Here is a 20,434-nt window from a genome sequence, read left to right as displayed (position 1 = left end):
TTTAACCTCCGGATCCGCCCGTTGAACCGCTTCCAATTCCCCCTTTAAAATTAGACGAAGCTTGATAGGACTTAAATTCAGGGGAATTTTTGAAAGTTGATTTATCTTGATAATAGTTACTACTATAATAATAATGCCCATGATAACTCGAATGATTGTCATCACATCGCCACACTCCAAGTTCATCATCCCAATCCCAATCAGAACAACTCTTATTATTTGGTTTTGGAGGGAGATCTTTTGTACAACCAGATAAAGTGCTGGCCATGAAAGAAGTAAGAGCACCTGTTACTAACCATTTCGTTTTTGTCACCTTCCTACACTCCTTTATAAATTATAATTTTATTATAATAGAATTCATGATAAAATAGAATAAAAAGGAAGAGGGATTACTATTGCGGTTAGAATATCGGCTCAATGATGAAGCTAAACAATATCCTGCCTTATGGAACTATGCAGATATTTCGATCGCCGAAGCGGTCGCAAGAATGACTTGTGAGTATTTCGTTAAAGAAGAGGATACGTATGTTGTAACAGCGACCGCGATGGACTCTGACGGAACAGCAGTATTATATGTGGAAAAAGAAAAGTTCTTCGATGATTCCTCAGAAAAAACATATTCCCATATAGGTTTTGAGATTAGAGAACTACAAGGAATAAATTCGATTTTGATAGAAAGTAAAGATGTATGGAACCATGAAGAAATCTTAACGTATCTCCATTCAGATATTTTGTACGTTCAAAGAGAAGGGTTATTAATGGAATTTGCCCTAGACTCTAGGGAGATTGATGAAGATCGAAAGTGCTATGTTTATTATGGTGAATTTACTGGCGAATACAGATAACACGAAAAGTCCTATACAACCTTTCTAAACAAAATAAAAACCTTACGTATAAAACGTAAGGTTTTTTATATAGCCCCACATATGCCGTTCTCTTCTAGATGTCCAAAAACCCGCTCTCGCAGGTGGATGTCCTCAAAAATGCTTTCATCTTCCTTCTTAAAAAGATGGCTTGATGGCTACATTTTAATATTGAACTTCCGTATTACTATCATTGGTTTTAGACATACACAAGCTACGTACATCGCAGGAAGTTATTAATCGTAAGTATAAATAGAACCCCCGCACGTGCCGTCCCTCGTAAATGTCCAAAAACCCGCTACTCGCAGGTGGATGTTCTCACAGTTGCCTTTCATCTTCCTTCTCAAAGAAAGGCATGATGTTGGCCTCTAAATATCGAACTTCCGTATTACTATCATCGGTTTTAGACATAAATAAGTTACGCACACCGCAGGATGTTTTATTTATTTGTCGCTATCTTATCACATTGTTCGCAACGTGTAAAATATATTATTTTTTAGTATTTCTTGTTTGTGTCCCTATTGTAATACAAATTTTTTTAAGGTGCAATAGGCTACTGTTTTTCTTTCACAATTATATTTTCAGGATAAGAAATCCAATCACTCCAGCTACCTACATATAATTTTACATTTGTAAAACCAATCATTTTTAGTGTTAATACGTTTGGACACGCCGTTACACCAGATCCGCAATAAACAATCGTTTCGTTCTCTTTATCGAGATGGATAAAACGATCTTCTTGTGCCTCCTTCTCCTTCAAAGCACCAGACTCTGTTACACCATCTTTCCAAAAATAATTTTGCGCAGTTGGAATGTGACCAGCTGCTTTATCAACTAATTCTTCTAATCCTGCATAACGCTTTGGTTCTCGCGAGTCAATCAGTGTTATATCAGCATGTTTGCTAATTTTCGCTTGCAACTCTTCCATCGTTACGACAGTATCATGTTGTATAGATGGAACGAACGTCTTCGGTGCAAATACCGGTATCTCATTCACTATTTCAAAATTTCGTTCCTTCCACGCTGGGAAACCGCCATTTAGCACATATGCTTTATTATGCCCAAGATATGTTAAAAGCCACCATAGACGAGAAGCCATTGCTCCTCCTTGGCTATCATATACCACAACTGTCGTATGTTCATCAATCCCAGCTTGTGAAAGCTTTTGTACAAACTCTTCTATACTTGGAAGCGGATGACGCCCCCCATGCTTTGTAACCGGACTTGATAAATCTTTATTTAAATCAAAATAGAGCGCAGACGGAATATGTGCTTCATTATATTGTTCTCTTCCCCAATTTGGATTTGCTAAGTCAAAACGGCAATCGATAATTCTAACATGCTCATCTTGTATATGTTCATGTAACCATTCGACTGTAACAATCATACTTAACGACCTTCTTTCTCTTTTAAACGGCCTACGTATTCCATTACCATTTCTTCTGTTACAATCTTACGCTGCTGTGCAATGCCGTTCTTTGCAAGATCATTAATTTGTTTTGTTACCATATTAATTACATCAACAGAGAAAGGTTTCCCATTTGACGCAAGTGATACAGCTGCTTCAATCGCCGCTTCACGCTGTGCTTCTAACTGTAGAAATGCTTTCACCACTTCATTTTGTTTACGAGAATGTGCTGTAATTGCTTCATGTACTTCCATGTCCTCTTCCTCCTAATGCAAGTCCATTGTAAGCCGAATCATATCACGACATACAATGCCATTTTCAATAATCTCTTCTTCATAATGCTTTGAAAAGTAATCAAAATCAATAGAAAAAATACGAAATCCACATTTTTGATACAAAGCAAGCTGTGAAACGCTAGAATTGCCTGTCCCAATTTCAAGCGTGTGCATGTTTTGTTCTTTTGCAGTTATCATCGCATGCTGTAGCAACTGCTTTCCGATGCCTTTTCCCTGTTCTTTGTCAGAAACAGCAATATTCATGATTTCCATTGTATTTGGGCGCGTTTCTAACAACACATATACACCAATCACACGTTCAAGACGCTTTGCGGTATAAATGATGCCCCTATGAAGATACGATCTCAATTGTCGTTCGCTTGGATCGGCAAGTAATAATAACGAAAGCGGTGCTTCATTTGGTGAAACACGTTCAATTACTAATTCTCTCATAAAAATTCTCTCTCCTCTTTGTTCTAAACCATACTTGTCTTCCATAAGTAATACAAAGGAGGTCATCACTATGGACAACAATGAAAAGAAGTGCAATATAATCTCCATTGATGAGAAGAAAAAGAAAAACGGTACGTATTCCTATCCAAAATTAGTGATAGAAGGAAAACCATATGAGTTCACTTCCTTCGTCTTATGCGGCGAAACGCCAGATGGAAGACGTCTCGTCTTAACTCATATGGTTTCCTCAGATGAATTTGCTGGATTTGTAAAATCATTAGATACTGTACTACAAAAACGTATTGAACGTATTTTTTTCTCTTAATCCTTATAATCCTTCTACTTCATGTTCTATTTTTAGTAACTGCTTTTCTAATTCTTCTTTTCGCTGTTCGTATACAGAAACATCAATTGTTTCCAATAAAGCAAATAATAAACTTTCATAGTATTGTGCTATATCTTGCATTATAGTTGTTTTCACAAGTTCCCATCTATGAAGCCATTCTTGTTTATAATGATTAACAAATAGGTGTTGTTCTTCTGTTACGTAATCTGCTACAAACGGTTCTAACGTTTGCTTCATTTCTTCTTGCATCAATGCTTTATCATTTTTCTCAAAGAAATTTTTCTCGCTTTTAAAATGAGATAATGCTTTTTTAAATTGTATTGCTTCTATAGTTGGAAATGGGTTTTCATTCATAAGAACGCGATAATCATATGTTACATCTGTATGGATTACGAGCTGTTCATTCCTTGTAACACATTGCTCTGCTACACCTTCTTGCACATGTCTCATCGTTTCATTTATCCATTTTTCAAGACGCAGCGAAGTTGCACGCATTTCTTGCAATAAGTCATGTTGTAAGAAAGCTATTAACTCCATCATGCATTCTTGTAATTTTTCTTTCACATTCCCTTGTGTTCGCAAGGAAGCTGGATTAATAAATTCTGTAAACACATCATTGTATCGTAAAAATAAACGTTGCTTTACATAATATAAAAGTTCTTTCACTTCATTTTCCAACGCCTTTTCTTCTGTTAGAACGCTGTGCGAAGAGATCATGTGAAGCAGTTCTTCACGTTCTGCTTCATATTTTTGTCGTTTTTGTTCTTTTTCTTCATTTCCTTGCATTGCACTTTCAATCATATTTGCAAGAAGCTTATAACCATTTTGAAGTGCTCCGTATAAAGAATGAACTGATACAAGCATTAAATCTTTCATAATAAAGGAAGTGAAAGATTGTTCAAATTGCGCAAGGCCAGATTGTTGTAAAATGCCATACGCTTCTTTCGAAATATCTTTTCCTTGTTTTTCTTCCAATGCAAATAAACTAGATATTGCGAACAAACGCGGATTACGAATTCCGTACTGTAATAATTGATCGCTAATATATCCTTTTACTGTTTGCAACTCCTCTTCGGACTGTGCTAAATCAGCCGCATTAATTAAGAAGAACATTTTATCAAGTGCAAATGTATCTTTCACACGGCCAAGTTGAATTAAAAATTCTCGATCTGCTCGTGAAAACACGTGGTTATAATATGTTACAAATAAAATTGCATCTGCATTCTTTATATATTGGAACGCTACGTCTGTATGGCGAGCGTTAACAGAGTCTGCCCCCGGCGTATCCACAAGTGCAATGCCCTGTCTTGTTAACTCACAATCAAAATAAAGCTCCATATACTCTACAAAACATGATTTTTCTTCATTGGCAACATAATCAGCGAATTCAGCTAACGTTACCCGAGATTGTTCTCCTAACCGATGCTTTACTTCCGTATATCCATGCTGCACAGCGCGTAAAAAACTAAACGTTGTTTTTTGTCTACCGCTTGGTTCTGGATATTGCAGTACATCATCAATTTGCAGAAGCGCTTCTTCCAAGGAAGTAATATCACGATAAAATAATTTATAAACGGCCTTTAAATCCTCAAAAAGTGCCGTTTCTGATTTAAACTGTACAATTACCGTGCCATGCGGTTTCTCATCTGTTACTGGTAAAATTTGATTAATCGTTGCTGTTGTAGGATTAGGTGATACCGGTAATACCTTTTCTCCTAATAACGCGTTAGCAAAGGAAGATTTCCCGGCACTAAACGCTCCAAATAGCGCCACTGTAAACTGTTTCGCTTCCACACGTTTCCTTTTCTCCATGATTTCTTGTTGTACATGTTTAAGAGCTGGAATTTGCTGCAAAACATCTTCTGCACCCTTAACATGATCTATAATCTGGGCAATATTAAGCTTTGTTTCCATTATTGGTTCGGACTCATTGTCAATGAGTTCACCCGCTACTTCGCTTTGTGATTGTAATTGAAACTTTTCGTTTGTTACTTTCTTTGTTTGTTGTAAAGCTTTTTCTATATCTATACTTTGTGGAATAGAAAAACGATCGTGCCATATATCTTGTAAGTATGTTTGATAATGATCATACTCTTGCATGTACTGTAATTTTATTTCCCTAGCTTCTTTTACAGCTTCATATTGTGCTATTTCTTCTCGAATATGTTGGATATCTACTTGTACTTTACTGTGCAAGAGTGGCAAACTTTTTTCAAGTATATTCTGTGCTTCATGGCGATAACGTTTCTTCAGTTCATTTGCAACATCTTCTGTATAACGAAGTAAATAATCTCCAGTAAATCCAGCTCCTTGTTTAATAGTTGCTTCCAGTAATGCCGGACCAAAGTCTGCATTTAAATCATATATTACTTTTCCAAGTTCTTCTGTGAATAGCTCTTCTTGCTTTAAAAAAGATACAACGTACTCTTTCATATGAAAATCAAGCTGCGTCTCTACTGTTTTCTGTAGTGTTTCATAAAACGCTTCTAAACGACGCTGTTTTTCTTGCTCTGTTTTTCCTTTCGAAAACAGTAAACCAACTTTAAATTTTGTGAGCTTCGTCTCTAAATATTGATTTGCTAAATCACGCATTTCAAACGGCATTAAATATGCATTGTCTAAAATATTTTGCAAGCCGCTAAAATACTGATCTCTCATTTGCGTTTCTGCATTTGTAATATGCTTTTCTTTTTCTGCAAGCTGTTCTAAAATCGCCGTCACATCTTGCAGCGATAACATCGATGCTAACTCTTGTTGAAACGGTTCCAATTGTTTTTCATATTGTGAAAGTAGAAATGAGAAATGTTCTTGTAATAAATAAGATACTTCTCCCTCCATTCCTCTTTTCACATACACACTTTTTTCCTTTACTATCGAGGAAAGGAGTTGCTCTAGTTGACCTAATTCGTTATGTGAGTGATTCTGCATACGTAAAGACGTATAAAATATACCATCAACTTCTATATTCCAATTTAAAAATGATTGTGCTACGCTGTTTTGATATACCTCGAATGGTAATTCATTTTCTTTATGTTTATCAATTTGATTCACAACAAGATAAACGGTTTTGTTACGCTGTTTTAACTCTTTAACAAACTGTAAATTCACTTCCGATTGCACATGATTATAATCCATCATATAAAAAATAACATCAGCAAGATGCAATGTAGATTCTGTTGCAAGTTGATGGGCGTCATCAGTTGAATCAATACCAGGAGTGTCAACAAGAACAACGTCTTCTGGAAGCGGTGCATCAGTGCGATAAATATGAATACCGATTACTTCATCACCATTTTTGCAAAGTTCTTTCAACTCTTCTGCCGTATACATACCGTCATACTCGTATTTCTGTCCTGATTTTAAGATAACAACAACGCGATTCTGTCCTTTTTCTATCTTTACAACATTCGCGCTCGTTGGAATCGGACTTGTTGGCAGCAATTGATCTTTATATAAATAATTCATCATTGTTGATTTTCCAGCAGAGAAATGCCCGCAAAATGCAATCATAAGCTGCTCTTCTTTATATTTCCGTATAACTTCAAGCAACTTCTCACTATGTTCTATATCACCTTTTTTCTGCCATTCTTCATAATAACAAACCAGCTTTTGTATACTGTTTGTTTGCAATGTTTTTGTCATCCCCTCGTGCCCCTTTATTCCATGATGTTTCCATCTTATATATTACTAAATTTTCAGCATCTTCACAGTAAAAAAATAAAAAAATCCTTTTCATTCTCCGTGGGAACGAAAAGGATTTCTATGTATTATAGTTCATTATTTAGTTGCTCCTACTCGATGTAACACATGCTTTGCTACAACTGTATATAAAACAATTGTTCCTCCTAAAAATGCATATACCATATTTATCACACCTTTTTTTGATAATGATTATCAACCTTAAACATATTGTATCATTAAAGAGAATGGTTATCAATATATATTCCAAAAAGAAAAGCTCTCTTTCAGAGAGCTTTCATACTGCCTGTTTGAAAGGAGTCGTATATAGTTGTGCATTCTTATTATAACTCACAGTCAAATTGTTAACAGTTGAAAAATTTTGGAAATACATATATACAAGTTAAAAAACGCTATCCCCCCTTTTGCTTTGTAGAAGAACGAGAGCATTTGGCCGCACATAGAAATGGTCAGGACCTTTTCCTACCACATGCAAAGTTTAAAACAAAAGGAGTAAGCAAGTAGCGGTCATGCTGGATCCTGTACAGCAGCGACTTACAAAGACAAGCGGAAGCGGCTCGCTCAGAACAAGAGGGGGATGGTGCTTCTGACATAGAGGCGCTTTTTGCCTCGGCGGAAGACGCGAAGCCATCGACTGTTCTAGCCGCTGGAGCTGGATCATAAAGAAAAGCGAAGCCGACTGTTTAGGCAGAGTTAGACAAAGATGCCGAAAAATTAAAATGGATATATTTACCTTACAATTCATACTGTAATATACTTAAAGAAATATATATAAGGAGATGAAGTATGAACAGTATTTCACAAAACGAAAGAATTCATTCTATTGATATTATACGAGGGATTGCCATCTTTGGTATTTTCCTTGTAAATTGGCCCGTATTAGCTGGAGTCGATTCTCGAGATTTAACGACTGTTTACGAAGGATTTGATCGTTACATTCGATTATTTTATGATCTGTTTGTCCAAACAAAGTTTTACACCATTTTTTCCTTTTTGTTTGGTCTTAGTTTTTATATTTTTATGGAGCGTGCAGAACAAAAGGCACATCATCCAAAATTATTATTTATACGGAGACTACTTATTTTATTCTTATTCGGATTTTTACATTATGTACTACTTTGGGACGGCGACATTTTACATGATTATGCAATAAGTGGATTCGTGCTGCTTTTATTTTATAAAAAACAACCAAAAACTTTATTAATTTGGTCTCTTATTTTGTTAAGTATTTGGCAACTTTTTGTGTTGCTTATAAATGTTGTAATGCTGATTATTCCCCATGAAACACTTAACGCTTTTTCTGCTCCTGTCGTTCCATTGTTAGATTGGAGCTTGGAAGTCCAAAATCGCTTCACTGCTTTTTATTCAGAAGCAATTAGCTCCTCTCTTATCATGCTCCCTGAAACAGTTGGTCTCTTTTTACTCGGTCTGTATGCCGGAAAAAAAGAAATGTTTCGCCGCGTAAATGAGATTGATGCAAAGCTAAAGAAATGGCAAATCATTACCTTCCTTTCTACTTTGCCAATATGGGGGATTATTATTACCTACTTTACTATAAACAATCTATACGTATCGTTTTCAATGATTGCGTTTATAACGCTAAGCGGAAAGACTCTATTCATTTTCTATATTTTTACACTTATGCGTCTATTACAGCATACGAAATGGCAAAACATCTTCCGCCCTTTTCAATATGTCGGCCGTATGGCATTAACGAACTATATCTCGCAAACGATCGTCACGTTATTCGTATTTGGATTACTATTTAAAATGAATATCATGTTCCCACTATGGGGCGGTATACTTTTTTGCATTAGCTTCTATATCATTCAAATCTTTATTAGCCGCTGGTGGCTCTCTCGTTATCAATATGGACCGCTTGAATATATTTGGCGTCTTGGTACATATGGAAAAAGCATGCCACTAAAAAAACAAAGCAGTGTCTCATCTTAAGACACTGCTTTCTCTTACGCTTCAAAAACAGTACTTTGTATTGAAATCTGCTCCTCTTTTACTTTCGTTTGCCTTTGCGGAATCATATTAAACACAATATTTAAAAGCACTGCTGATGCACTTCCTAATACAATTCCGTTATCTGTTAAAATACGAACGCTCTCTGGAAGCTGTGAGAATAATGTTGGTACAACTGTTACACCAAGACCCATTCCAACAGAGCACGCAACGATTAATAAGTTTTCTTGTTTTGCAAAATTAACGTCGCTTAACATTTTAATGCCATATGCCATAACCATTCCGAACATAGCGAGCATAGCACCGCCTAGTACTGACTTTGGAATAATTGTTGTTACTGCTGCAATCTTTGGAATAAATCCAAGGACGATCAGCATACCGCCGCATGTGTAAATGACAACACGATTGCGTACACCAGTTAGTTGCACAAGACCTACATTTTGTGAATATGTCGTGTACGGAAATGCGTTAAAAATACCACCTAACACCATTGCAATCCCTTCTGCACGGTATCCCTTCGCTAATTCTTTTTCACCAATTTCTTTGTTACAAATATCAGAAAGCGCAAAATACACACCTGTTGCTTCAACAATTCCTACGCAAGCAACGAGAATCATTGTAATGACCGGCGTTAATTCAAATGTCGGTGTACCGAAGTAAAATGGCTGCACGCCATGAAACCAGTCTGCTTGTGCTACAGCTTGTAGGCTTACCTTTCCCATGAACGCAGCAATTGCTGTACCAAATAATAATCCTAATAGGATAGAAATAGAACGAATGAAACCATCAAAAAAACGGTACATGATGATAATAAATAACAATACTCCGAATGCTAATGCTAAATTAGATACACTACCGAAGTCTTTACTTCCTACACCACCAGCCATATCGTTAATTGCAACTGGAACTAATGTAACTCCAATAACCGTTACAACTGAACCGGTAACAACTGGTGGAAACAGTTTTACGAGTTTTCCAAACACACGAGCAAATAACACCACGAAAAGTCCTGCTGCAATAATAGAGCCGTATACAGCAGATACCCCGTACTGCTTACCAATTGCAATCATTGGTCCAACTGCCGTGAAAGTGCAGCCTAACACTACTGGAAGTCCAATACCAAAGAAACGATTTGTTAACGCTTGTAAAATTGTCGCAATGCCGCACATTAATAAATCAATTGATACTAAATACGTAAGCTCACGCTGATTCAATCCAAGTCCACCGCCAACAATAAGCGGAACGATAATTGCCCCGGCATACATCGCCAGCATATGTTGAATACCAAGAGACGCAATTTTAAGAGGATGTTGTTTCATCATTCTACCTCCGCTACCGCACGTTCCACAAAACGAACTGTCCCGTTATCAAGCGATGCAATTTCCGCAAGCGATTCTACATGAACACCGCTCTCACGTAATTTACTTCCTCCATCTTGAAATGCTTTTTCAATTACAATTCCGATACCTGCTACCGTTGCTCCAGCTTGCTCTACTAAATTCATTAAGCCAAGTGCTGCCTGACCATTTGCTAAAAAGTCATCAATAATAAGAACACGATCGTCTTCATGTATATATTGTTTCGATATAGAGATTTCGTTCGTTTCTTGCTTTGTATAGGAATATACTTTTGCAGTATACATATTATCTTGTAATGTTAACGATTTACGCTTTCTTGCAAAAACAACCGTTACACCAAATTGCAATGCAGCCATCACAGCTGGAGCAATTCCTGAAGACTCAATCGTCACGATTTTGGTAATCTTATCGTCTTTAAAACGCTTCGCAAACTCTTTTCCGATTTCTTGCATAAGCACTGGATCAATTTGATGATTTAAAAATGCATCTACTTTTAACACATCATCTGATAATACTTTTCCTTCACTCATAATTTTCTCTTGTAATAATTTCATAGTTTGTTCCTCCTCTTATGCAAATAAAAAACTCCAAAAGCAGCCTTCACCCAATACAAGTGAGGGACGTGCTTTTGGAGCTTTGCAAAAAAAGAATGCAACTATAGCAATATATTCGTCCTCACTCATAGTCGAAGCATTTACGGTGCCTCGGTAGAAACTTGCAGGCCATATCCCTGCGATTATATGAGTGTTGCTAACTTATTTATTTTATAGAAGGATTATAACGTACTTTTTTCACTTTGAAAAGCATCTCCTGAAAAAACACGTACAAATTTCACAAAAACACCTTTTTTGTTCGAGTTTTGAAAACTCTTACATTCTGTATTTTCCTGCTAAAGACTCGTTAAAATAATCGGCCCATCATTTGTAATTGCTATTGTATGCTCGTACTGTGCTGATAGCTTTCCATCCATTGTCCGTGCAGTCCAGCCGTTTACATCCACTTTCGCATACCGCATACCTACATTTACAATTGGTTCAATCGTTATTACCATCCCTTCTTGTAACACTGGTCCTTGCCCTTGCTTTCCAAAATGAAAAATCGCTGGTTCCTCATGGATTTCTTTACCAATTCCATGCCCTGTAAAGTCCCTTGCGATAGAGAATCCTTCAGAAGCTACATAACTTTCAATTGCATAGCCAATATCCCCAACATGATTTCCTGCTATCGCTTGTTCAATCCCTTTATATAAAGCATTTTCTGTTACTAGTAATAAATTTTCTGCCTCATGGGAAATATCTCCTACTTTATAACTCCATGCAGAATCAGCGAGTGCACCATTTAAATTTACTACCATATCAATTGTAACAATATCTCCTTCCTTTAAGGCCTGATCAGTCGGGAAGCCATGGCACATCTCATCGTTCACAGATGCGCATATTGCATATGGATAATCGTTATATCCTTTTTGTTCAGGCGTTGCACCATACTTTGCTAAATATGTTTCAACAAATGTATCAATTTCCAATGCTGTGATACCTGGTCGCAGCATCTTTGCAATTTCTTGATGACACGAAGCTAGCAATTTCCCAGATTCGCGCATCAAATCTATCTCTCTTCTCGTTTTTATCATATTCATACACTCTCTCCTCGTTCATCCTTCTATCCATAGGCTGTAAACTTCCATTAATAAAAGCTATCTAAATCCCATCATACACACCCTTCTCCATAATTTCAAAAAAGCTCTCACTTCACATTTTTTTCACAAATTCACATTCCAAAACTTGCAAGAATCCGCGATTTTACGTGTTCTCATCATAAGCATAGTTTTAATTGTATTAATGAACAATTTTTGAAAGCACCGCCCTCTATGTAGAAATTGTCAAAATATTTTGTATGATAGAAATGTAAAATTTACTTTCTCGAGGAGGGAGAAAAATGGGAGAGCGTAAACTACAGCCAGCCGAAAACAAACAACAAAAGAAAAATTCATTAAAAGGAACATTAATTTCTGTTTTTTTGCTCGGCTTCTTTTTAATCTTCACATGGTTTAGTGTATACCAAATTTTTTTAAATCGATTGTAACGTCATTGGTAAACAAAGGGGAGATTAGATATGCACTTGCATAAGTACGAAAAAATTTGGCTCATTTTCGGTGTTGGTTCATTATTTGTATTTTTAGCTGTAATTGGAGTCAGCGCGTTTTATATGGGAAACCAGCCGCCTAGCTGCTTAACGACAATCGATCCAGAAAAAGTTCATGCGACTGCTCCTTTTGATCATCCTGGTGTAAAACAAGTCGGTAAAGATCATTATCAAGTAACAATTGTCTCACAAGCATTTTCCTTTACACCAAATGTCATTAAAGTACCTAAAGGCGCCAAAGTTGACTTTGTTGTCGCAACGAAAGATGTTGTACACGGCTTTGAAATTGCGGGAACAAATGTGAATATGATGATTGAGCCCGGCTATGTGAGCACAGCTTCTCAAGTGTTTCAAAAAGCTGGTGAGTATTTAATCGTGTGTAATGAATATTGCGGAACAGGCCATCATATGATGAGCGCGAAAGTAGAGGTGACTGACAAATGATCGCACTGCAAGATAAAATAAGTAAACGAGATGCAAAATTAGCAATGGCTCATATACATGTTGCATTTATCGCTCTATTCTTAGGAGGATTATGCGGGCTATTGCAAGTACTTGTCCGATCTGGAAAGTTTAATCTTCCAGCTGGAATCGGTTATTATCAAGTGTTAACAACACATGGCGTATTACTAGGGCTCGTATTAACAACGTTTTTTATTATCGGCTTTTTATTTGCCTGTATGAGCAAAACAACGGGTACTCTTTCAAAAGGAGTGCGCAGAACAGGTTGGATTGGTTTTTGGCTTATGACAATCGGGACCGCCATTACTGCTGTTTTTATACTATTAAATAAGGCTACCGTTCTCTACACATTTTATGCTCCGTTAAAAGCTCATCCTGGTTTTTACATCGGTCTTACCCTCGTTATTGTCGGTAGTTGGTTTAGCGGTTTTGCAATGTTTGCTCACTATCACACATGGAAAAAACATAATAAAGGAAAGGTTGGTCCCTTACTGAGCTTTATGGCTGTTATTACAATGCTACTTTGGCTCGTTGCAACTCTTGGCGTTGCTGCAACAGCACTCGTACAATTCATTCCATGGAGCTTAGGCATTGTTAATAAAATTGATGTTCTTGTCAGCAGAACATTATTCTGGTACTTCGGCCATCCACTCGTCTATTTTTGGCTTCTTCCTGCTTACATGGCATGGTATGTCATTATCCCAAAAATTATTGGCGGAAAAATTTTTAGTGATTCTCTCGCTCGTTTATCATTTATTTTATTCTTATTATTTTCCGTTCCAGTTGGATTTCATCACCAATTAACAGAACCAGGTATTGACCCAGGGTGGAAATACTTACAAGTTGTTTTAACATTCATGGTTATCATCCCATCATTAATGACTGCATTCTCTCTATTTGCATCATTTGAACAATATGGACGTTCAAAAGGAGCAACTGGCCTATTCGGCTGGCTACGTATGCTTCCATGGTCCGACGCGAGGTTCTTTGCACCGTTCGTTGGAATGCTTATGTTTATTCCAGCAGGAGCAGGCGGGCTAGTGAATGCAAGTCATCAATTAAACCAAGTGGTTCACAATACAATTTGGATAACAGGACATTTTCATTTAACGTTAGCCACATCTGTCGTACTAACATTCTTCGGCATTGGCTATTGGCTGATCCCCCACTTAACAGGACGTGTTATGACAAAAGAAATAAATCGCCTTGCGATGATTCAAACTTGCATATGGACACTTGGAATGCTATTCATGTCCGCTGGGATGCACTTCGCTGGATTATTAGGAGCTCCGCGCCGCTCTTCTTTTTCCACATACGGCAATGCACCGCAAGCAGTTGAATGGATACCATATCAAATTGCCCAAGCAGTTGGCGGTACGATTTTATTTATCGGCATTATTTTAGCTATCATTATTTTCCTAGATCTTGCTTTCTTCGCACCAAAAGGCCATACTGAATTTCCAGTTGCAGAAGTATCTGATGCATCTGATCAACCACCAGTAGTCTTCGAAAATTGGAAACTATGGCTCGGTATTACAGCACTGCTTATTTTATTCGCATACACGATTCCGTTTATAGATATGATCCAAAATGCCCCGCCTGGTTCGAAAGGATTTAAATTGTGGTAAACAAAAAGCAGAGGGGTATCCCTCTGCTTCATTTCAAGCATAACGATTTCATCTCTGTACCTGATTATGAATTAACTCAACTACGAATGATAAGTCATTCATTTTTTGATTTCTCATCAATCATTCACTTCACACATTTATCCCGCATTAACGGGCAGTAATACTCCCACCTCAAAATTCAGCGAAAGCATTGTCCAGCTCTAGCGGCTAGAATCTCCGGTCGTTTCGCCCCCTCGGACGAGGCAGAAAGCGCCTCTCTGTCAGGGGCTCCAACGTCCTGCGATTCTGAGCGAGCCGCTTCCGCCTTTCTTAAGAAGTTAGGTGGGAGATAAACTGCCCGTAAAAGCCCGATTGGTGAGGGCTGATAATCAGTGGGGGATGAAGAAAACCCCCACTGATTAAAGTTTCACTTTATCCCGCAATATCAGCCGAAGTGAGAACCCCATCAACATTTCCGTCTACAATGATACAATGCCCCAAAAACATATCTCCATCAAAGAAGAACATCTCAAAATCACCTTCCGGATAAACACTTATGCTGTCTAGTTTCATTAAATCCATAAACATTTCTTTTGTAATCTCATTGATCTCTTCCTCATCATAATCCTGTAGCCAATCATTTGCTAATTCCACTAGTTCTTCTGAAGCATACATTTTAATTTTCTTGTTCCATTCATCCTGCTCCTTGAAAAGTGCATATGCTGTTTCCAACGCAGACTTCATATTATGCTGATCTTCATCCCAATCAAAATACAAATTACATTCTTCACCAGCCCAAGAAATTCTCTTTTCAAAAACTTTAACTCTTTTATTTAGTAAAAATTCGCCAAACATCTCATCATTATAGTAAACCGGCTTCATCGAATCTTGTAATATGATCTCCAACTCATCATCTCTATATAGTGTTTCCAGAACCTTGACAAGCATCATCGAATTTTCTGCTCTACGTACCTGTAATCTCACAACTGCATTCTTTTTTAAAACTTCTCTTGATTGTTTCAATTCTTCATCATCAACTAACCATTCAAGTCGTAGCTCTTCTTTTATAACAGTTTCATTGTTATATAAATCTTTCCACGCAATCAAATTAATTGACGCAGTCCATAAAATGTCGCTACCTGCTTTTCCCGCACCAATTCCCGATGCCCCTGTGACAACCGCCACTTCAATAACATTTTCTGTAAATTTTTTCTCGAATCTACTTTTTTCACTTAATTTACTCAATTTATCACACAATCCCTTCATCACGCTCAAGCACAAATCGTATTGAAAGTACTTTACGAGTTTTCCTGTTTTATTTTAATTGTACATTTAGAAACATATTCGATATATGTAAACTGGTCCCTGTACGTTAAAGAATCTCTTATTTATTTTACTATCTTTTTATTTTTAACTTGATGGACATGAGATCGAATAAAGTGAAACTTCCGTCAGTGGAGAGTTTTTTCATCTCCTGCTGATGGTTAGTTGAACCAATCCGGCTTTTACGGGCAGTTATCCCCCACCTATCTTCCTCGTTTCTCTCTGAATCTTAAGGTGGGGGTCTTACTGCCCACGAATAGCGGGATAAATCATTCTAAGAAACTCAAAGCAACTACCATTTGTCTCTTGAACAAATGTACCAACCGCTCCAAATCCCGCCTTTTTATATACTTTAATCGCTCTTTCATTAAATGTCGCAACTGATAGCGTTATATATTTAGGTTGATATTTTTTTACGCAAAACTCTAGACCTGCCTTTATAAAGGTCAAACCCAAGCCCTTTCCAGTCAAGTTTGGTTCCATTCCCAGCCCAATATCCACTGTATGTATATCTATTTTATTAAAACTAAAAAATCCAACTATTTCATTATTCTCACAAACAGTAAATGTGGTTTCTCCACGCTCTTTAGGATCTAAAAACTCAGCCAAATCCTCTTGATCAGCTTCCATATCATAAAAAGAATAATTGTCCCTATAGTGCCAATTATACGCAATTTCTTCTGCTTGCTCTTGTGTCATCACTTCAAAAATATAATTCACCTCTATACCTCCTTAAGCAACGCACATACAGTAAAATGCTAATTCATAAAAAAGAGCCACATATATGCAGCTCCTTTTCCTTTTTATAATTCATAAATCTCTTTATACTTCGCTTCTAAATAATCCGCTAAATAGTTCGCATTTAATCCTTCACCCGTTACATCTTGTAAAATTTCTAGCGGTTTTTTCATTTTCCCATATTGGTGAATGTTTTTAGTTAACCATTCACGAATCGGTGTCACGTTTCCTTCCGCTAGCAATGCATCGAAGTTCGGAATTTCTTCTAGCATCTTATGTTTAAATTGCGCTGCGTACATATAACCAAGTGCATAAGATGGGAAGTAGCCAAACGATCCATCTGACCAATGCACATCTTGCAGTACACCCTGCGCATCCGTTTCTGGACGTATACCTAAATAACTTTCCATTTTATCATTCCATGCTGCCGGCAAGTCTTTTACTTCTAATGTTCCATCAAACAATTCTTTCTCTAGCTCATAACGCACCATAACATGGAGCGGATACGTAAGTTCATCCGCTTCAATCCGAATAAAGGAAGGTTTTGACTCATTGATTGCATCATAGAATTCATCTACTGATACATCTTCAAATTGTCCATCACTAAATTGTTTCAATACATCATAATTTTTCTTCCAGAATGATTTATTCCGGCCAATAAAGTTTTCAAAAAATAGAGACTGTGACTCGTGAATTCCCATTGATGTACCACTGCAAAGCGGTGTTCCTTCTAATTTTTCTGAAATATTTTGTTCATATACAGCATGTCCACATTCATGAATTGTTCCGAAAACTGCCATGCGGAAGTCATTCTCATCATAACGAGTCGTAATGCGAACATCCCCTCTATTTAATGTAATTTCAAAAGGATGTATCGTTTCATCTAGACGACCGGCCTCGAAATTATAATTTAATTGTTTTAGTAACCCTAAAGTGAAATTCTTTTGTTGTTCTTTTGAAAAATGTTCAAATAAAGCATTTGTTTTTAATTCTTTATCGGACTTGGAAATTTCTTTTACAAGCGGAACAATACGCTCACGTAGTTGTCCAAATACATGATCTAACACTTCTACCGTAATACCTGGCTCATACATATCTAAAAGCGTATTATATTTACAAGTTTCATAATCCCAATATGTAATAAATTTCTTCTTATATTCAACAATTTTTTCTAAGTATGGTCGAAACATTTCAAAATCAGATTTTTCACGAGCTTCTCCCCAAACACTTTCCGATTTTGCTTGTAATTTGACAAACTCTTCATACTCGGCCTGTGGAATTTTTTTATTTCGATCATACTCTTTGCGGCACTCTTCTACAATTTTCTTCGTTGTTTCAGAAATTTTATTATCTGCAATTAGCTGTTCTAATTCATTTAAATATCTTCCCATCTCATCAGAAGTCGATAATGAAAACACCTCTGATGAAAGCATTCCTATTACTTCCGAACGTTGATCGACACCTTTCTTCGGTGCCCCTGTTCGTAAATCCCAAAATATTAGGCTTAATGCTTCCCCATAATTTTCTATCTTTTTCACATATGCTAAAAATTCCTTTTCTACTTCATATGCAGCAATCGTCATATTATAAAAACCTCCTTTTTCTACCTCAACTTTATTTCGACATAAACATATAAATTCCTTTTCAACTAGAAAAAAAAGCTTGGCAATCGCCAAGCTTTTTCCGATTAAAAAGAGAAAGATGTCATTCTATCCCGCATTAACGGGCAGTAAGACCCCGATTGGTTCAACTAACCATCAGTTGGGATGAAGAAAATCCCAACTGATGGAAGTTTCACTTTATAGCACTGTACCTTCTACTGGAAGTACTTTTTTCACAACCTCTATCACTTTTTCATTTTCATTATCTGACAAGAATAACGAAATCGCACCCTTATCTTCACTCGTACGAATTAAACGACCAATTCCTTGACGAAGACGTAAAATCATATACGGTACATCAACCTCCCAGAATGGATCATTTACGTGCTTACGCTTCGCTTCAAATACAGGATCATTTGGAGGGAATGGGAGCGACCAAATAATAACATGAGATAAGGATGAACCTGGAATATCTAAACCTTCCCATAAATGAACCGCACAAAGCACAGTCTCTTCTTCATTTTGGAAACGCGAAACAAGCTGACTAATTTCCTGGTCTCCTTCATATAAGAACGGAACAGACATTTGCTCTTTATTCACATATTCTTTGAATGCCGCAAGCTCTTGTGTTGTACGGAATAATACAAGCGTGCGTCCATTTGTTTTTTGAATATTCTCAAGTGTATACTGGCATTTTCGTTCCCATTCATTTTCCTTCGTATACGACGGTAAGTACACTTTCATTTGTTCTTCATAATCAAACGGAGAAGCAACTGAGAACGACAAATAATCTTTTACCCCTAAACTATTTGCAGTAAATGCAAATGAATTATTTTCTGATAATGTTGCAGATGAGAAGATATACGGAATTTTTTTGGAGAATACTTTTTCTTGTAGTACTTCCTCTACAGCACGAGGCATAATCACAAGCGTAAAGTCGCCATCGCTTTCTTCTCCCCACGTAATTACATTTTTCTCATGCATAAACAAACGTAATGAGTGCTCTAATACATCTAAATGCTCATCAACAATATTTAAATCATATGTGTTTACTGTGTACATTTCACTTTCAAAAACTAGCGCATCGCCGACTTCAGAGATTTTTGCATATAGACGTTTTGCTTCTTTCATGACTTTTTCTGTTAATTGAATTTCTAAACGATTAGAACCAGCAATTTCCTTCTTACTTTCTTTGAGCGTTTCAAAAAACTGCTCTGTTTGCCAAATTGTTTCTTCTACTAAGTAAGCAAACTCTTCGCGAACATCATTTTGCAGTAATCTTGTTAAAAGTTGTTCCATCATCGTTTGTTTTAAGCGATATGTCAGTGCTTTTTGCGCTGCATATTCTACAAGATGACCTTCATCAAAGACAACGCAGCTACTTTCTGGCAACAATGGCATTTGCCCTTCACGTTTACGTGCTTCATATGTCCAAATATGATCCATATAGAAATCTTGCGAACAAATAATTAAATCTGCTGCTTTACGATAATGTTCACGAGATAATGTTTGTCCGCAGCGATGACGGGATTCACATGTAAAACAATCTTGGAAATAATCCCACGATACTTTAGACCATTCTTCGTCGTTTAATAGCGGAAATTCTTTTCGATCGCCGTAATGAGTAAAGTTTTGCATCGTTCCATGATCAAATACGAATTGCGGCAATTCATAATATAAATCTTCAATTACTTCCGGAGCTCGTCCACTCATTACATCTTCAAGTTTACGTAAACATAGATAATTTTCCATTGATTTAGCTAGACGTACATCAACTGATAACCCTAATGCTTCTGATAATTTCGCAATGTCCCCTTCTTCTTTTACTAGCTGTTCAATTAATGTTTCATCTGCACAAGCAATAACAGCTGGCTTTCCTGTATAGCGTGCATAACAAATTGCATAAAGAAGGTATACAATCGTTTTCCCTGTTCCAACACCCGCTTCAGCAAACATTACCTTCTTCTCTTGAAATGCTCGTTCTAGTTGAAACGCCATAAAAATTTGCTCGTCGCGCTCTTCAAATCCCTTTTCTGGTAAAACGTCGTAAAAAACGTCTCCAATCCATTCATTTAACTTGTCGAAAAAATTATCTTGCTTTCCCACTTCAAATGGCAGCTTCTGCTTCGTAAACATGCTATTCCTCCAACTACATAATTTCTATATAAAAAGACAGAGCAACCACTCA

General features: G+C 36.9%; 18 protein-coding genes, 2 other RNA genes and 1 riboswitch. Of the genes, 6 read left to right on the top strand and 14 right to left on the bottom strand.

Annotation, left to right across the window (positions count from 1 at the left end):
* Position 1: 1 nt before the first annotated feature.
* Complete coding sequence (locus MR076_RS03220) at positions 2 to 313, bottom strand: hypothetical protein (RefSeq protein ID WP_242217505.1); 312 nt, start codon at positions 311 to 313, stop codon at positions 2 to 4.
* Between the two features lie 82 nt (positions 314 to 395).
* Between MR076_RS03220 and MR076_RS03215 the strand changes: the two genes are divergently transcribed.
* Complete coding sequence (locus tag MR076_RS03215) at positions 396 to 845, top strand: hypothetical protein (protein ID WP_242217503.1); 450 nt, start codon at positions 396 to 398, stop codon at positions 843 to 845.
* Between the two features lie 68 nt (positions 846 to 913).
* On the opposite strand, the gene ssrS (MR076_RS03210) is transcribed toward MR076_RS03215, so the two are convergent.
* The 5 genes from ssrS (MR076_RS03210) to MR076_RS03190 all read right to left on the bottom strand — a co-directional run bounded on the left by ssrS (MR076_RS03210) (position 914) and on the right by MR076_RS03190 (position 2,999).
* Positions 914 to 1,098, bottom strand: a non-coding RNA gene (gene ssrS, locus MR076_RS03210) — 6S RNA.
* Positions 1,099 to 1,117: 19 nt separating this feature from the next.
* A non-coding RNA gene (gene ssrS / locus MR076_RS03205) (6S RNA) lies at positions 1,118 to 1,302 on the bottom strand.
* 114 nt (positions 1,303 to 1,416) lie between these two features.
* On the bottom strand, positions 1,417 to 2,250 hold the full coding sequence (locus MR076_RS03200) for a sulfurtransferase (RefSeq protein ID WP_242217501.1): 834 nt from the start codon (positions 2,248 to 2,250) through the stop codon (positions 1,417 to 1,419).
* A 2-nt stretch (positions 2,251 to 2,252) separates the two neighbouring features.
* The gene (locus MR076_RS03195) at positions 2,253 to 2,525 is read right to left on the bottom strand and encodes a YpbS family protein (protein ID WP_242217499.1); all 273 of its coding nucleotides are present in this window, start codon (positions 2,523 to 2,525) and stop codon (positions 2,253 to 2,255) included.
* Between the two features lie 12 nt (positions 2,526 to 2,537).
* The gene (locus MR076_RS03190) at positions 2,538 to 2,999 is read right to left on the bottom strand and encodes a GNAT family N-acetyltransferase (protein WP_242217497.1); all 462 of its coding nucleotides are present in this window, start codon (positions 2,997 to 2,999) and stop codon (positions 2,538 to 2,540) included.
* Between the two features lie 70 nt (positions 3,000 to 3,069).
* Between MR076_RS03190 and MR076_RS03185 the strand changes: the two genes are divergently transcribed.
* On the top strand, positions 3,070 to 3,324 hold the full coding sequence (locus MR076_RS03185) for a DUF3931 domain-containing protein (protein WP_020059547.1): 255 nt from the start codon (positions 3,070 to 3,072) through the stop codon (positions 3,322 to 3,324).
* Positions 3,325 to 3,327: 3 nt separating this feature from the next.
* On the opposite strand, the gene MR076_RS03180 is transcribed toward MR076_RS03185, so the two are convergent.
* Positions 3,328 to 6,987: a dynamin family protein gene (locus tag MR076_RS03180; protein ID WP_242217494.1), complete on the bottom strand. Its 3,660-nt coding sequence runs from the start codon at positions 6,985 to 6,987 to the stop codon at positions 3,328 to 3,330.
* 843 nt (positions 6,988 to 7,830) lie between these two features.
* Here MR076_RS03180 and MR076_RS03175 point away from each other — a divergent pair.
* The gene (locus tag MR076_RS03175; RefSeq protein ID WP_242217492.1) at positions 7,831 to 8,997 is read left to right on the top strand and encodes a DUF418 domain-containing protein; all 1,167 of its coding nucleotides are present in this window, start codon (positions 7,831 to 7,833) and stop codon (positions 8,995 to 8,997) included.
* Between the two features lie 14 nt (positions 8,998 to 9,011).
* On the opposite strand, the gene pbuX is transcribed toward MR076_RS03175, so the two are convergent.
* The 3 genes from pbuX to MR076_RS03160 all read right to left on the bottom strand — a co-directional run bounded on the left by pbuX (position 9,012) and on the right by MR076_RS03160 (position 12,009).
* Entirely contained in the window at positions 9,012 to 10,334 is a 1,323-nt protein-coding gene (pbuX, locus tag MR076_RS03170; RefSeq protein ID WP_242217490.1) for a xanthine permease PbuX, read from the bottom strand.
* Positions 10,334 to 10,927, bottom strand: a complete 594-nt coding sequence (locus MR076_RS03165; protein ID WP_242217488.1) for a xanthine phosphoribosyltransferase — start codon at positions 10,925 to 10,927, stop codon at positions 10,334 to 10,336. Before MR076_RS03165 ends, pbuX begins: the two co-directional genes overlap by 1 nt.
* Before the next feature lie 108 nt (positions 10,928 to 11,035).
* Positions 11,036 to 11,137, bottom strand: a riboswitch (purine riboswitch).
* A 125-nt stretch (positions 11,138 to 11,262) separates the two neighbouring features.
* The gene (locus MR076_RS03160; protein WP_242217486.1) at positions 11,263 to 12,009 is read right to left on the bottom strand and encodes a type I methionyl aminopeptidase; all 747 of its coding nucleotides are present in this window, start codon (positions 12,007 to 12,009) and stop codon (positions 11,263 to 11,265) included.
* Positions 12,010 to 12,308: 299 nt separating this feature from the next.
* On the opposite strand from MR076_RS03160, the gene MR076_RS03155 reads away from it, so the two are divergent.
* From MR076_RS03155 to MR076_RS03145, 3 genes are read left to right on the top strand one after another with little or no spacing between them, the layout of a single operon-like run.
* Complete coding sequence (locus MR076_RS03155; RefSeq protein ID WP_242217485.1) at positions 12,309 to 12,455, top strand: cytochrome c oxidase subunit 2A; 147 nt, start codon at positions 12,309 to 12,311, stop codon at positions 12,453 to 12,455.
* A 30-nt stretch (positions 12,456 to 12,485) separates the two neighbouring features.
* Positions 12,486 to 12,959: a cytochrome c oxidase subunit II gene (locus MR076_RS03150; RefSeq protein ID WP_242217483.1), complete on the top strand. Its 474-nt coding sequence runs from the start codon at positions 12,486 to 12,488 to the stop codon at positions 12,957 to 12,959.
* Entirely contained in the window at positions 12,956 to 14,605 is a 1,650-nt protein-coding gene (locus MR076_RS03145; RefSeq protein WP_242217481.1) for a b(o/a)3-type cytochrome-c oxidase subunit 1, read from the top strand. Before MR076_RS03150 ends, MR076_RS03145 begins: the two co-directional genes overlap by 4 nt.
* Before the next feature lie 411 nt (positions 14,606 to 15,016).
* Here the strand turns inward: MR076_RS03145 and MR076_RS03140 are convergent, their stop codons facing one another.
* From MR076_RS03140 to MR076_RS03125, 4 genes are all read right to left on the bottom strand, one after another.
* Positions 15,017 to 15,850, bottom strand: a complete 834-nt coding sequence (locus tag MR076_RS03140) for a DUF2262 domain-containing protein (RefSeq protein WP_242217479.1) — start codon at positions 15,848 to 15,850, stop codon at positions 15,017 to 15,019.
* Between the two features lie 300 nt (positions 15,851 to 16,150).
* A complete protein-coding gene (locus MR076_RS03135) occupies positions 16,151 to 16,627 on the bottom strand; it encodes a GNAT family N-acetyltransferase (RefSeq protein ID WP_242217475.1) in 477 nt (158 codons plus the stop codon).
* Between the two features lie 83 nt (positions 16,628 to 16,710).
* The gene (locus MR076_RS03130) at positions 16,711 to 18,228 is read right to left on the bottom strand and encodes a carboxypeptidase M32 (RefSeq protein ID WP_242217473.1); all 1,518 of its coding nucleotides are present in this window, start codon (positions 18,226 to 18,228) and stop codon (positions 16,711 to 16,713) included.
* Positions 18,229 to 18,444: 216 nt separating this feature from the next.
* Positions 18,445 to 20,382 carry an ATP-dependent DNA helicase gene (locus MR076_RS03125; RefSeq protein ID WP_242217471.1) on the bottom strand — a complete coding sequence of 646 codons (1,938 nt, stop codon included), beginning with the start codon at positions 20,380 to 20,382 and terminating at the stop codon, positions 18,445 to 18,447.
* Between the last annotated feature and the right edge of the window lie 52 nt (positions 20,383 to 20,434).

The sequence above is a fragment of the Bacillus cereus group sp. BfR-BA-01380 genome, assembly GCF_022663535.1.
GTDB classification, from domain to species: domain Bacteria; phylum Bacillota; class Bacilli; order Bacillales; family Bacillaceae_G; genus Bacillus_A; species Bacillus_A cereus_BB.
Note: the sequence above shows the minus strand (reverse complement) of the source record. Positions and strands in the feature narration are given on the sequence as shown.

What these genes read in the sequence shown, in the direction of transcription:
- MR076_RS03155 (WP_242217485.1), top strand. Translation starts at nt 12,309, where the DNA reads ATGGGAGAGCGTAAACTACAGCCAGCCGAAAACAAACAACAAAAGAAA.
- MR076_RS03145 (WP_242217481.1), top strand. Translation starts at nt 12,956, where the DNA reads ATGATCGCACTGCAAGATAAAATAAGTAAACGAGATGCAAAATTAGCA.
- MR076_RS03200 (WP_242217501.1), bottom strand. Translation starts at nt 2,250, where the DNA reads ATGATTGTTACAGTCGAATGGTTACATGAACATATACAAGATGAGCAT.
- MR076_RS03185 (WP_020059547.1), top strand. Translation starts at nt 3,070, where the DNA reads ATGGACAACAATGAAAAGAAGTGCAATATAATCTCCATTGATGAGAAG.
- MR076_RS03195 (WP_242217499.1), bottom strand. Translation starts at nt 2,525, where the DNA reads ATGGAAGTACATGAAGCAATTACAGCACATTCTCGTAAACAAAATGAA.
- MR076_RS03180 (WP_242217494.1), bottom strand. Translation starts at nt 6,987, where the DNA reads ATGACAAAAACATTGCAAACAAACAGTATACAAAAGCTGGTTTGTTAT.
- pbuX (WP_242217490.1), bottom strand. Translation starts at nt 10,334, where the DNA reads ATGAAACAACATCCTCTTAAAATTGCGTCTCTTGGTATTCAACATATG.
- MR076_RS03140 (WP_242217479.1), bottom strand. Translation starts at nt 15,850, where the DNA reads ATGAAGGGATTGTGTGATAAATTGAGTAAATTAAGTGAAAAAAGTAGA.
- MR076_RS03160 (WP_242217486.1), bottom strand. Translation starts at nt 12,009, where the DNA reads ATGAATATGATAAAAACGAGAAGAGAGATAGATTTGATGCGCGAATCT.
- MR076_RS03150 (WP_242217483.1), top strand. Translation starts at nt 12,486, where the DNA reads ATGCACTTGCATAAGTACGAAAAAATTTGGCTCATTTTCGGTGTTGGT.
- MR076_RS03130 (WP_242217473.1), bottom strand. Translation starts at nt 18,228, where the DNA reads ATGACGATTGCTGCATATGAAGTAGAAAAGGAATTTTTAGCATATGTG.
- MR076_RS03190 (WP_242217497.1), bottom strand. Translation starts at nt 2,999, where the DNA reads ATGAGAGAATTAGTAATTGAACGTGTTTCACCAAATGAAGCACCGCTT.
- MR076_RS03165 (WP_242217488.1), bottom strand. Translation starts at nt 10,927, where the DNA reads ATGAAATTATTACAAGAGAAAATTATGAGTGAAGGAAAAGTATTATCA.
- MR076_RS03125 (WP_242217471.1), bottom strand. Translation starts at nt 20,382, where the DNA reads ATGTTTACGAAGCAGAAGCTGCCATTTGAAGTGGGAAAGCAAGATAAT.
- MR076_RS03175 (WP_242217492.1), top strand. Translation starts at nt 7,831, where the DNA reads ATGAACAGTATTTCACAAAACGAAAGAATTCATTCTATTGATATTATA.